Here is a 12,873-nt window from a genome sequence, read left to right on the forward strand (position 1 = left end):
AAAAACCGGTAAGGATTTTATGTGCGGATTAGCTGGCGAGTTACGTTTTGATCAACAACCTGCAGACCTTGCAGCGATCGAGAGAATCACCCATCACCTGGCCCCTCGCGGCCCCGACGCGTGGGGCTTCCATGCCCAAGGGCCGATTGCCCTGGGTCATCGTCGCCTGAAAATCATGGACCTGTCGGATGGCTCGGCGCAGCCGATGATCGACAGCCAGCTGGGCTTGTCCCTGGCGTTCAACGGCGCGATCTACAACTTCCCGGAGTTGCGTGCAGAGCTTGAAGCGCTGGGCTACGCCTTCTATTCCGGTGGCGACACCGAAGTGCTGCTCAAGGGCTACCACGCCTGGGGCGAAGCGCTACTGCCCAAGCTCAACGGCATGTTCGCCTTCGCCATTTGGGAACGCGACGCCAAACGCCTGTTCATCGCCCGCGATCGTCTCGGCGTCAAGCCGTTGTACCTGTCGCGCACCGGCCAGCGCCTGCGCTTTGCCTCGGCCTTGCCGGCGTTGCTCAAGGGCGGCGACATCAACCCGATCCTCGATCCGGTGGCGCTCAATCACTATCTGAATTTCCATGCCGTGGTCCCGGCGCCGCGCACCTTGCTGGCCGGCATCGAAAAGCTGCCGCCAGCGACCTGGATGCGCGTTGAAGCCGATGGCACCACCGAGCAGAAAACCTGGTGGACCCTGCCCTACGGCCCACACGACGACGAGAAAAACCTGACGCTGGAAGACTGGGTCGACCGCGTCCTCGACAGCACTCGCGAAGCGGTGGCGATTCGTCAACGCGCCGCTGTGGACGTCGGTGTGCTGCTCTCCGGCGGTGTCGATTCGAGCATGCTCGTCGGCCTGTTGCGTGAAGTCGGCGTGGAAAACCTTTCGACATTCTCCATCGGTTTCCAGGATGCCGGCGGCGAACGCGGCGACGAGTTCCAGTATTCCGATCTGATCGCCAAACACTACGGCACCCAACACCATCAATTGCGCATCGACGAGAAAGAAATCATCGAGCAATTGCCCGCCGCGTTCCGCGCGATGAGCGAGCCGATGGTCAGCCATGACTGCATTGCGTTCTATCTGCTGTCGCGCGAAGTGGCCAAGCACTGCAAAGTGGTGCAGAGCGGCCAGGGCGCCGATGAGTTGTTCGCCGGTTATCACTGGTATCCGCAAGTGGACGGCGCCGCCGATCCTTATGCGGCATATCGCAACGCATTTTTCGACCGCAGCTACGACGACTACGCCGCCACCGTGCAACCGCAGTGGCTGACTGCGCATGACGCGGCCGGTGACTTCGTCAAAGAGCATTTCGCCCAGCCCGGCGCCGAGGCCGCAGTGGACAAAGCCTTGCGTCTGGACAGCACGGTGATGCTGGTGGACGACCCGGTCAAACGCGTCGACAACATGACCATGGCCTGGGGCCTGGAAGCGCGTACGCCGTTTCTCGACTATCGCCTGGTCGAACTGTCGGCCCGTGTGCCGGGCAAATTCAAGCTGCCCGATGGCGGTAAGCAAGTCCTCAAAGAAGCCGCGCGCCGAGTGATTCCGAGCGAAGTGATCGACCGTAAAAAAGGCTACTTCCCGGTGCCCGGCCTCAAGCATTTGCAGGGCGATACGCTGAACTGGGTGCGTGAACTGCTGCTCGATCCGAGTCAGGATCGCGGCCTGTTCAACCCGGCCATGCTCGACAAACTGCTGACCGATCCGCAAGGCCAACTGACGCCGTTGCGCGGCTCGAAACTGTGGCAACTGGCGGCCCTGAACCTGTGGCTCAGTGAACAAGGAATCTGATTGATGAAACCTCACGCCACGGCCATCAACCAACGGCTGCTCCGCGGCCAGACGCCGTCCTACGAACGCTTGCAGGCGCGTCTGGCCGAAGACGGTAGCAGCCTCGCCGCCGAGCCAATCGCGGTGCATTGCGGCTGGGGCCGATTGCTGATCGGCCATACCTTTCCCGACCCGGCATCGCTGGCGCAGGAACTGCTTAATGAGCAGCCCGGCGAACGCGACATCGCCCTGTACGTCGCCGCGCCACAGCAGATTCTCGGCCTGGAACCGACGCAGTTGTTCCTCGATCCATCCGACACTTTGCGCCTGTGGTTCAGCGATTACCGCCAGGCCACCCGCGTGTTTCGCGGCTTTCGTATTCGCCGCGCGCAAAGTGAGGCGGACTGGCAAGCGATCAATCTGTTGTATCAGGCGCGCGGCATGTTGCCGATCGATGCCACGCGGCTGACCCCGCATCATCAGGGCGGCCCGGTGTACTGGCTGGCCGAGGATGAAGACAGCGGCGCGGTGATCGGCAGCGTCATGGGCCTGAACCATCACAAGGCTTTCAACGATCCGGAAAACGGCAGCAGCCTGTGGTGCCTGGCGGTTGATCCGCAATGCTCGCGGCCGGGTGTCGGTGAAGTGCTGGTGCGGCACTTGATCGAACATTTCATGAGTCGCGGCCTGAGTTATCTGGACCTGTCGGTGTTGCACGACAACCGTCAGGCGAAAAACCTTTACGCCAAGCTCGGTTTCCGCAACCTTTCGACCTTCGCCATCAAGCGCAAGAACGGCATCAATCAGCCGCTGTTTCTCGGCCCGGGGCCGGAGGCGCAGTTCAATCCGTATGCACGGATCATCGTTGAAGAAGCTCACCGGCGCGGCATCGACGTGCAGGTGGATGACGCCGATGCCGGGTTGTTCACCCTCAGCCACGGCGGGCGCCGCGTACGTTGCCGCGAATCGCTGAGCGACCTGACCAGTGCAATCAGCATGAGCCTGTGCCAGGACAAAAGCCTGACCCACAAAGTGCTCAAAGGCGCCGGATTGAACCTGCCGTCACAGCAACTGGCAGGTAATGCCGACGACAACCTGGCCTTCCTCGACGAACATCAACGGGTGGTGGTCAAGCCGCTCGACGGTGAACAGGGCCAGGGCGTGGCGGTGGATTTGCAGAGCATCGAAGAGGTGCAGCAAGCCATCGAAACGGCGAAGCAATTTGACAGCCGCGTGCTGCTGGAAAGTTTCCACGAAGGGCTTGATCTGCGAATTCTGGTGATTGGCTTCGAAGTGGTGGCGGCGGCGATTCGCAAACCGGCGCAAGTGGTCGGCGATGGCCAGCATTCGGTGGGCGCGTTGATCGAGGCGCAGAGCCGGCGTCGGCAAGCGGCCACCAGCGGTGAGAGCAAGATCCCGCTGGACCACGAGACCCAGCGCACCCTGCATGCAGAAGGTTATGACTACAGCAGCATTCTGCCGGCCGGTGAGCATTTATTTGTGCGGCGTACGGCGAATCTGCACACCGGCGGCACGCTGGAAGATGTCACGGCGATTCTGCACCCGACGCTGGTTGATGCCGCCGTGCGCGCGGCACGGGCGCTGGATATTCCAATGGTCGGGCTAGACCTGATGGTGCCCGCGGCAGATCAGCCCGAGTACGTGTTTATCGAGGCCAACGAACGCGCCGGGTTGGCCAACCATGAGCCGCAACCGACGGCGGAGCGGTTTGTCGATTTGTTGTTTCCGCACAGCCAGCCGGCGATTTGACCCTTTCCTGATCGTTCCCACGCCTGCGTGGGAACGCCTCACCGGACGCTCTGCGTCCACTCTTGGGACGCAGAGCGTCTCCGGCTGCATTCCCACGCAGAGCGAGGGAACGATCAGTGCTCACCCCATCAGGAGTTTCCATGACCACGCAAATCCCCGAACCGGATCTCAACTACCTGCAAAAAGTCCTCCTGGAAATGCTCGCCATTCCCAGCCCAACCGGGTTTACCGACACCATCGTGCGTTACGTCGCCGAGCGTCTGGAAGAACTCGGCATCCCGTTCGAAATGACCCGGCGCGGGACCATTCGCGCCACACTCAAAGGCAAGAAGAACAGCCCCGACCGCGCCGTCTCGGCGCACCTCGACACCATCGGCGCGGCGGTTCGTGCAATCAAAGACAACGGGCGCCTGACCCTCGCGCCGGTCGGCTGCTGGTCAAGCCGTTTTGCCGAGGGCAGCCGTGTCAGCCTGTTCACCGACAACGGCGTGATTCGCGGCAGTGTGTTGCCGCTGATGGCGTCCGGGCATGCTTTCAACACTGCAGTGGACGAGATGCCGATCAGTTGGGACCACGTCGAACTACGTCTGGACGCCTACTGTGCGACGAAGGCCGACTGCGACTCGCTGGGCATCAGCATCGGTGACGTGGTCGCCTTCGATCCGCTGCCGGAATTCACCGAAAGCGGCCACATCAGCGCCCGCCACCTCGATGACAAGGCCGGGGTCGCAGCGCTGCTGGCGGCACTCAAAGCCATCGTCGACAGCGGCCAGGAACTGATGATCGACTGCCATCCGCTGTTCACCATCACCGAGGAAACCGGCAGCGGCGCGGCGGCTGCGTTGCCGTGGGACGTCAGCGAATTTGTCGGCATCGACATTGCGCCAGTGGCGCCGGGGCAACACTCCAGCGAGCACGCGGTGAGTGTGGCGATGCAGGATTCCGGCGGGCCGTACGACTATCACCTGTCGCGACATTTGCTGCGTCTTGCCGGTGAACACGAACTGCCGGTGCGCCGCGACCTGTTCCGCTATTACTTCAGCGATGCGCACTCGGCGGTGACGGCGGGCCACGATATCCGCACCGCCCTGCTCGCCTTTGGCTGCGATGCGACCCATGGGTACGAGCGCACGCACATCGACAGTCTGGCGGCGCTCAGTCGCTTGCTTGGCGCTTATATTCTGAGCCCACCGGTATTCGCCAGTGATGCGGCGCCGGCGAATGCTTCGCTCGATCGCTTCAGTCATCAGATTGAACATGACACGCAGATGGAGAGTGATACGCGGGTGCCGTCGGTGGACAGTCTGGTGGGGCAGCGTAACGATAGTTAGATCATCGTTGTTTGGAACACCGCTATCGCGAGCAGGCGAAGGCCTACCTTTGGAATGCGCTCCCCTGTAGGCCTTCGCCTGCTCGCGATGGGGGTCGACATAGGCAACACAAAACTGGCAGGCAAACAGCAATCGCCGTAGCATCCCGACATTGATTCAGCCGAGGTGCCCATGCTCATTCCCTACGACGCTCTTGAAGTCGACACCCTCACCCGCCTCATCGAAGATTTTGTCACCCGCGACGGCACCGACAACGGCGATGACACGCCGCTGGAAACCCGCGTGCTGCGCGTGCGTCAGGCCTTGACCAAAGGCCAGGCGCTGATCGTCTTCGACCCGGAAAGCGAGCAGTGCCAGTTGATGCTCAAGCACGATGTGCCCAAGCATCTGTTCGATTGAACGCCTAGCGGAGCTTTTCGCTGGCCTGCTTGCGCTTGATCCGGTCATAGACCTCCGCGCGGTGCACATTGACCTTTTGCGGGGCCTCGACGCCAAAGCGCACGCTGGAGCCGTTGACCGACAGCACGCGCAGGGAAATGTCGTCGCCGATTGAAATCAACTCACCAACGACACGGCTGAGTACAAGCATGAGATTCGTCCTTCAGGGTTAGCGAACTCTGAAGATGCGCGGCTTGCCGCAGCTCTACAATGCATGGCGGCCAAATCAGTTTTGCCTTACAGCCATGCCCGCATCAAGCCGTCAGACGTTTCCGACAAACAACCATCACGCCGCAGAAAATCGCGGCCCGAACAGAATCACACTGGCGCCGATCACGCACAGCGCCACGCCGATCCAGTCCGAACCCAATGGACGAACCCGCTCGACCACCATCAGCCAGCCAATCGACGCGACGATGTAGATCCCGCCATAAGCGGCATAGGCACGCCCCGCATAATTCGCTTCGACGCGGGTCAGTAACAACGCAAACAGGGTCAGACTGAACAACGCGGGAATCACCCACAGAGCACTTTTGCCCTGACGCAGCCACATGAAGAAGGCAAAGCAACCGGCGATTTCAAACAGCGCGGCGAGGAAGAACCACAAGTAATTGAGCATTGATGCATCTCGACAGGGTGACCATTGCGGCCACCCTAACGACGCTGTCTGCTACGGGCAAGCTCAGCCGTTGTTCTGTTTGGCTTTGGCGCGCATTTTCTCGGCCATGGCAGTCATTTCGTTGTAGAGCAACTGCGGGTTCTTCTGCTTGATCGCCCAGGCCATCCGGCCTTGTTCGTGGGGCAGAATCATGAACTCGCCGGCGGCCACTTGCTGATAGATGTAATCGGCGATGTCCGCCGCACTGATCGGCGAACTTTCCAGCAACTTGCCAACCTGAGCTTTCATCGCCGGAGTGGGACCACGGAACGAATCCAGCAAGTTGGTCTGGAAGAACGACGGACACACCACGTGCACGCCCACTTCCTGTTGCGCCAGCTCGATCAGCAAGCTTTCCGACAACGCCACAACCCCGGCCTTGGCCACGTTGTAATTGCTCATGGCGGGGCCTTGCATCAACGCCGCCATCGAGGCGATGTTGATAATCTTGCCTTTGCTTTGCTCAAGCAGCGGCAGGAACGCCTTGCAGCCCTTGACCACGCCCATCAAGTTGATCGCGATCTGCCAGTCCCAGTCTTCCAGCGACAGCTCGCTGAAGAAACCGCCCGACGCGACACCGGCGTTGTTGACGATGATGTCGATGCCGCCGAGTTTCTCTTCGCAGGCCTGAGCGAACGCCGTGAGCTGGCTGTAATCACGCACATCGCAGCGCTGGACAAACCCGTCACCGCCCGCGTCGCGGACCATTTTCAGGGTTTCCTGCAGGCCGGGTTCGCTGACGTCGGACAAGGCCAGTCGCCAGCCTTCACGCGCCCAGCGCAGCGCGATTTCGCGACCCAGGCCCGAGCCCGCACCAGTGATCATCATGCGATTTTGCATAGCACACAGCCTTGTTGTTCCGGGGAAGTTGGGCGAAGTGTAGCGAAGGTTCTGCGCGCGCCCACGCTCTATCAAGTTGCTGAATGGAGGATCAAAAGATCGCAGCCTTCGGCAGCTCCTACACCGATTTCTACAGGAGCTGCCGAAGGCTGCGATCTTTTGATCTTTCGCTTCAAAGGAAATAAGCGAGTAATCCAAATACCTTAAAAAAACATTGAATTTTCTGTCACTCGCACCAGTCGGAATTTGTAAGCCGTCTGGAATTACTTAGTCTCCAGTCGCCCTTGAATATCAAGACTTCTCGAACACTATCAACAAGGAAATCGACATGGGCACAATTCTAATCATTATCCTGATCCTGTTGCTGATCGGTGGTCTGCCGGTCTTCCCGCACTCCAGAAGTTGGGGTTACGGTCCATCGGGCATTATCGGCGTGGTGTTGGTGGTGCTGTTGGTCCTGCTGTTACTCGGTCGGATATAACGATTCAAGCGTAAGAAAAAGAGGCCCTGTTCAGGGCCTCTTTTTTATTGCGCGGATTTTAATATCGCCAGGCGATCAATCCGGCTTGCCGTTGATGACACCGGCAGTGTTGTCCATCAGGCTCTTGGTCGCCGTTTGCAGGAACGCCTCGAGTTTGAGTTTCAACTCAGCGGTGCGCGGTGCATTCGGAACGATCTCGGCATGTGGATTGGCACCCAACTGGTATTGCCAGATTTTCGGGCCCATTTCCTTGTCTTTCGGCAGGACCAGAATCTGGTCGGCCGTCACGATGGCGGTGGTCTGCTCGCTGCCCGATGGCTTGATCACACCGAAACCGGTGTCCCCTTCCGGCAGATTGAGCAAGTCACGGCCCCAGCATTGATGACGCACTTCGCCACCCAGACGGCCCATGATGGTCGGCACGATGTCGATCTGCGTGCCCACGGTGTGGTCACGGGTGCCGAACTTCTCCTGGATGCCCGGCGCGATCATCAGCATCGGCACGTTGAAGCGGCCCAGGTCCATTTCGGTGATCTGGCGCTCGTTACCAAAACCGTGGTCACCGACGATGACGAACAGGGTTTCCTTGAAGTACGGCTCTTTGCGCGCCTTCTCGAAGAATTGCCCCAGCGCCCAGTCGGCGTAACGCATGGCGGTCAAATGTTCGTTGAGGCTGCCACGGTCAGTCACGCGTTCGACCGGCAATGGCGTCGGCAAGGCGTAAGGCGTGTGGTTGGACAGGGTTTGCAGCAGCGCGTAGAACGGCTTGCCGTTTTCGCGTGCCTTGAGCTCCTGCAGGCCACGGTCGAACATGTCCTGGTCGGACACGCCCCAGGTCGGATCGGAGAACACGGGATTAACGAAGTCGTTGCGGCCAACGAAGTTGGTCATGCCCTGGTTGCTGAAGAAACCCGACTGGTTGTCCCAGGCGAAATCGCCGTTGTAGACATACACGTCGTCATAGTCGCGAGCACTGAGCAACTGCGGCAGGCCGGAGAGTTTGTGGCTGCCTTCCGGGGTCTGCATCAGGTATTCGAAACCTGGCAGGTTCGGGAAGCAGGCCATGGTCGCGAACATGCCCTGGTGGGTGTGCGTACCGTTGGAGAAGAAGCGGTCGAACAACAGGCCTTCCTTCGACAGTTTGTCCAGGTACGGGGTGATGTTGCCCGGCGCGCCCAACGCACCGACCGAGTGACCGGCCATGCTTTCCATCAGGATCACGACGACGTTCTTGATCGGCAGGGTCTTGTCGGCTGGCGGCGTGTATTCACGACGCACGGCAGCGATATCGGCATCGACCAGTTTGTCGTCCGGCATCAGCAACATATCGCGCACGACTTTCTGCGCTTGTTCCTGCGGCAGCGTGCCTTTCCAGATGTTGTCGCGGTCTTCGCCCATACGGTCCTTGGCGGCCGCGATCAGCGACAGCGTACCGTTGAGGCCGAGCTGGTTGGCGAAGTTGGAATCAGTGGTGTACACGTCACCCCAACGCATTGGCGGGCCCTGACGCAGGGTGCCACGGGCGGCGACCACACAGATCAGCAGGCAGACCACGAACACCGCAAGACGGGTATACCACGGCGCAACTTGACGGGTGCTGACGCTGCCGCCGCTGAAAGGTCCGCGCGGACGCGTGGCACGGTCGGCGCCCTTGAACGCCAGTGTCAGGATGACGGTGCCGATGACCCATGCCAGCAGATAGCGAACCACCGGGAAACCGTACCAGAGCATGCTCATCACGGTTTTCGGGTCTTCTTTCACGTACTGAAACACCAGACCATTGAGGCGCTGGTGGAACTCACGATAGAAGTCCATCTCCATCAGGCCGAGGAACAGCGCAATGCTCGAGGCGATGGTCAACCACAGGCGGAAGAAGCCACGTGCCGCCATGGCGCGCGCGCTGAAAAGCGCCAGCACCAGCGGAACACACACGTAAACCACCAGGCGCAGGTCGAAACGCAGCCCGTTGGCGAAGGCTTCGAGGAAGGTCGAAGCCGGGGTGTCGAGGATCATCTCGCGGTTGTAGACCAGCAGCGCGAGGCGCAGCACGGAAAACATCACCATCATGACCAGCGCGCAAAGCAGCGTGTAGGCCAGATGCGATTTGACGGTCGGTTGCAGCAGGCGAGCAGAAGATCGCTGCTGATTCAGGGCGTCCGGGTTTGCCATGTCGTTTTAGGACCCATTGGAAGTTGAAGTTGCAAAAATACAGTGGCGCCATGCCCTCTATTGGTCATTCCAGACCCCGGGGCGTGCGCGGTGCGCAAATGTTGCACGATCACCCGCACCATTGCCATTGATTACTGCCCCGCCGCCAGACACTTTCATTTAGCGCCTTTGCAGACCGGGACAGCGCGTAGACAACGCGGGCGAATTGTCTTGAACACTTTGTGAAAATTTCGTTCAACGCATATCTGGAAACACAATATAGATACAAAACAAAACGCCCCGAATCGGTCGGGGCGTTTTGTTTGAGCGCGGGATTACTTCTCGGCGCGTTCTTTCAGCGCTTTCAAGGTGTTGAACGGCGCATCGACGACGAACTTGTTGGCAACCATCGCCGGCACACTGCCGCCTGGCTCGGTGTGCACTTGATAGGTCACTTCAACTTGGTCGCCCTTGGGCACGAACTTCCAGAAGCCTTTGACCTGCTGAACGCGGACAAAGCCTTTTTCTTCCGGAATATACGTCGGCAACCCTTCCAGGTTGCGGGTCAGGCTGCCATCGGCGCCTTCGACGGTGGTGACTTTCAGCACCGAATCACGCGGGGTCACCGGCCATGGCGTGTTGAACTGGGTGTAGGTCCAGCTCTGATCGCCCTCGTGCTTGAGCAGTTTCTGGGTCTTGCATTCGTGAATCCAGGCGCACGCGCCGGAGACGTCTTCCTGCAGTGCGCGCAGTTTGGCGACGGTAGTCTTCATCAGCGCAACGCCCTGGTAGGACTTGTAGTCCGAGCCCGGCACTTCACTCAGGGACACCTTGATGCCGTCCTCGTTCTTGGCGACTTTCCAGTCCTCAGCCTGAGCGACAGAGGTAGCCAACACAGCGGTCAAACCACACAACACAGCGATACGATGCAGCGAACCCATAGTCTTATTCCTTATTGTTGAAGTTCCGTTCGTTTGACACATTACGCCGCCGTCATTTGCTCCCACCAGCCAATCAGCCTGATCGCTTCTTCCGAACTGCTGCCACAGACTTCGACGTCCGCAGCGAAGCCTGAGCAGACGGCCGGGCGCTCCGGGCGGCCGAAAATGCTGCACAGGTTTTCGACCGAGAGTTGCACGCAACGTTCGCCCGCAGGTTTGCCATCGGGCATGCCGGGAATCGGCGAACTGATCGATGGGGCAATGCAGCAAGCGCCACAGCCTTCACGGCATTTCATGACGAACGTTTCCTCGCGACGGGCGATGTGTAAAAGGGACGCGGAACAGAGTAACCGCTAAAACGGCTGTTTTAAATTCCCTGAACCGGGGTTTTTACCGATAACTGAATGTGACTGACCAGTCTCCGACAAAGCGTCTGGTCTGCGGGTCACAGATGGGACTGGATTTACTGCTTGAATTCGAAATCCAGTGCGGCGCCTTCGACTTCGCGACGCTCTTCATTGCGCAGTTGCAGCTGCATTTCATTGCTGAGCAACCGCCCGTTGAGCTGAAATCCGCTGTTTTTCTCACCAAAAAACTGCGGCAGGATCGGTTCGCGTTTCGGCAATTCGACAGTGCCCTTCGGTTTCAACTCCTGAACCATGTCTTTGGGCAGGCTCAAGTCGAGTCTGGCTGGCGGCAGTTTGGTTTTCACCACTTCGCTGGCGGGTTTCGACTTGGAGGCGATGGGCTTGCGCTTCTTGATGACTTTTTGCTGGGTTCTCTGTGCGGGGGCGGCCGTTTTCGCCGGCGTGTTTTTTTTCGTGCTACTCGTCGCGGCCGGTTTTTCCTGAACCGCGGCGGCCACGACGCCAGGCGCATGACCGATCATCAGCAAACCCAACAAAACCCAAGCGGCAGGAAAAATCGCTTTCATGGACCCAACGAGACTAACGGCAGAGGGCCATATGCTCGCCTGTTGGACGCGACAAGACAAGCGTCACCCACCGCTCGTTCAGAATCCGCCAGCGGTTTCCTGACACAGTTGCGTCGCCAGCATCCCCAGGGTCATCAGCGCCCGCTCCGCCTCGCGGTTCCACGGAATCCCGCAGTTCAGGCGGATACAGTGGTTGAACTGCTCGGTGTTACTGAAGATCAGCCCCGGCGCAATACTGATGCCCTGCTGCAACGCGCGGACATGCAATTCTTGTGTATTGACCCTCCCCGGCAGACTAACCCAGAGGATGAAACCGCCCGTGGGCCGGGTCATTTGCGTGCCTTCGGGGAAGTATTGCTGCACCGCCAACTGGAAGGCGCTGAGGTTTTTCCGATATTCCTGGCGGATGTACCGTAAATGCCGGTCATAGCCGCCGTTTTCCAGATAAGCGGCGATCGCCATCTGCGTCACGCTGCACGCCGAATGGGTGCTGAAGGTCTGCAAGCGCTGGATTTCCTGCTGGTACTTGCCAGCGATCATCCAGCCGATACGCACACCGGGTGACAGGGTTTTGGAGAAACTCGAGCAGTAGATCACTCGGTCGAGACGGTCATAAGCCTTGAGCGCTTTGGTTTTACCTTGCTCGAACATCAGCTCGCCATAGATATCATCCTCGACGATCTGGATATCGAAGTCCGAGGCCAGGCGCAGCAGCTGTTTCTGCCGCTCTTCGGGCATGGTGCCGCCCAGGGGATTACTCAGTCGCGTGGTCAGCACCAACGCTTTGATCGACCACTGGTTGGCCGCCAGTTGCAGCGCCTCGAGGCTCATGCCGGTCGCGGGATCGCTCGGAATCTCGATAACTTTCAGGCCGAGCAGATCGGCCAGTTGCAGCAAACCATAATAGGTTGGCGATTCGGCGGCGATCAGATCACCCGGGCGGGTCAGTACGCGCAACGACATCTGCAAGGCATCGACACAACCGTGGGTGATCACCACTTCTGACGGATCGACCACCACGCCAGCATCGCGCATGCGGATCGCCACTTGCCGGCGCAGCGGCTCAAAACCGGGGCTGAACATGTAGCTGAAAGCACGCGGGCTATGGAAGCGGGTGACCTTGGCCAGTTGCTGATGCAGTGCGCGCACCGGCAAGTAGTCGACACTGGGCACGGCCGCGCCCAGTGGGAACACGCCTTCACGGCGCGACTCGACCAGAACCTGTTGAATGATGCTGCTGCGGGTGACCAGCCCCGGCCGTTCGACCCGGGCAATGTCCGGCGTCGGCGCGGTCAGTGCGGGCGTCTGGTGCACGTAATAACCGGACTGTGGACGTGCGCGAATCAGCCCCTGGTCTTCAAGATTGGCGTAAGCCTGCAACACCGTCGCATGGCTGACGTTGAGCTGCGAACTCATCTTGCGCACCGAAGGCACGCGCTCCCCCGGTTGATAGACCCCACGGCGGATGTCTTCGGCCAGTTGCTGAGCAATACGTTGGTAGAGCAAGAGATTGGTCATGACGCAGCACTCGATTTCACGGGCATTTTATTCTTGTGTGAAA

General features: G+C 59.7%; 13 protein-coding genes. 5 read left to right on the plus strand and 8 right to left on the minus strand.

Annotated features, from left to right (window positions below; genetic code table 11):
• The first annotated feature begins 19 nt into the window (after nt 1–19).
• The 4 genes from P3G59_RS20770 to P3G59_RS20785 all read left to right on the plus strand — a co-directional run bounded on the left by P3G59_RS20770 (nt 20) and on the right by P3G59_RS20785 (nt 5,271).
• On the plus strand, nt 20–1,792 hold the full coding sequence (locus P3G59_RS20770; RefSeq protein WP_277758782.1) for an N-acetylglutaminylglutamine amidotransferase: 1,773 nt from the start codon (nt 20–22) through the stop codon (nt 1,790–1,792).
• Between the two features lie 3 nt (nt 1,793–1,795).
• Complete coding sequence (gene ngg / locus P3G59_RS20775) at nt 1,796–3,541, plus strand: N-acetylglutaminylglutamine synthetase (RefSeq protein ID WP_277758783.1); 1,746 nt, start codon at nt 1,796–1,798, stop codon at nt 3,539–3,541.
• A gap of 140 nt (nt 3,542–3,681) precedes the next feature.
• The gene (locus tag P3G59_RS20780; protein WP_277758784.1) at nt 3,682–4,872 is read left to right on the plus strand and encodes an osmoprotectant NAGGN system M42 family peptidase; all 1,191 of its coding nucleotides are present in this window, start codon (nt 3,682–3,684) and stop codon (nt 4,870–4,872) included.
• 171 nt (nt 4,873–5,043) lie between these two features.
• Nucleotides 5,044–5,271 (plus strand): YheU family protein, encoded by a 228-nt coding sequence (locus tag P3G59_RS20785; RefSeq protein ID WP_003192759.1) that lies wholly within the window; start codon nt 5,044–5,046, stop codon nt 5,269–5,271.
• 4 nt (nt 5,272–5,275) lie between these two features.
• Here the strand turns inward: P3G59_RS20785 and csrA are convergent, their stop codons facing one another.
• From csrA to P3G59_RS20800, 3 genes are all read right to left on the minus strand, one after another.
• Nucleotides 5,276–5,461 (minus strand): carbon storage regulator CsrA, encoded by a 186-nt coding sequence (csrA, locus tag P3G59_RS20790; protein ID WP_277758785.1) that lies wholly within the window; start codon nt 5,459–5,461, stop codon nt 5,276–5,278.
• 135 nt (nt 5,462–5,596) lie between these two features.
• Nucleotides 5,597–5,929, minus strand: coding sequence for a YnfA family protein (locus P3G59_RS20795; RefSeq protein WP_277758786.1), 333 nt, complete (start codon nt 5,927–5,929; stop codon nt 5,597–5,599).
• A 63-nt stretch (nt 5,930–5,992) separates the two neighbouring features.
• Entirely contained in the window at nt 5,993–6,808 is an 816-nt protein-coding gene (locus tag P3G59_RS20800; protein WP_277758787.1) for an SDR family oxidoreductase, read from the minus strand.
• Nucleotides 6,809–7,130: 322 nt separating this feature from the next.
• Here P3G59_RS20800 and P3G59_RS20805 point away from each other — a divergent pair, with 322 nt between their 5' ends.
• A complete protein-coding gene (locus tag P3G59_RS20805) occupies nt 7,131–7,289 on the plus strand; it encodes a DUF3309 family protein (RefSeq protein WP_169432680.1) in 159 nt (52 codons plus the stop codon).
• 75 nt (nt 7,290–7,364) lie between these two features.
• Here P3G59_RS20805 and P3G59_RS20810 read toward each other — a convergent pair whose 3' ends face one another.
• The 5 genes from P3G59_RS20810 to P3G59_RS20830 form a co-directional block, all read right to left on the minus strand.
• Nucleotides 7,365–9,458: an LTA synthase family protein gene (locus P3G59_RS20810; protein WP_277758788.1), complete on the minus strand. Its 2,094-nt coding sequence runs from the start codon at nt 9,456–9,458 to the stop codon at nt 7,365–7,367.
• A 314-nt stretch (nt 9,459–9,772) separates the two neighbouring features.
• Nucleotides 9,773–10,378, minus strand: coding sequence for an START domain-containing protein (locus P3G59_RS20815; protein WP_064120339.1), 606 nt, complete (start codon nt 10,376–10,378; stop codon nt 9,773–9,775).
• Between the two features lie 41 nt (nt 10,379–10,419).
• Nucleotides 10,420–10,674 (minus strand): YkgJ family cysteine cluster protein, encoded by a 255-nt coding sequence (locus P3G59_RS20820; RefSeq protein ID WP_007908349.1) that lies wholly within the window; start codon nt 10,672–10,674, stop codon nt 10,420–10,422.
• 167 nt (nt 10,675–10,841) lie between these two features.
• Nucleotides 10,842–11,312 (minus strand): translation initiation factor 2, encoded by a 471-nt coding sequence (locus P3G59_RS20825; RefSeq protein WP_277758789.1) that lies wholly within the window; start codon nt 11,310–11,312, stop codon nt 10,842–10,844.
• A gap of 78 nt (nt 11,313–11,390) precedes the next feature.
• Nucleotides 11,391–12,830, minus strand: coding sequence for a PLP-dependent aminotransferase family protein (locus P3G59_RS20830; RefSeq protein ID WP_007908347.1), 1,440 nt, complete (start codon nt 12,828–12,830; stop codon nt 11,391–11,393).
• Nucleotides 12,831–12,873 lie beyond the last annotated feature (43 nt).

The sequence above is a fragment of the Pseudomonas sp. A34-9 genome, from assembly GCF_029543085.1.
Classification (GTDB): domain Bacteria; phylum Pseudomonadota; class Gammaproteobacteria; order Pseudomonadales; family Pseudomonadaceae; genus Aquipseudomonas.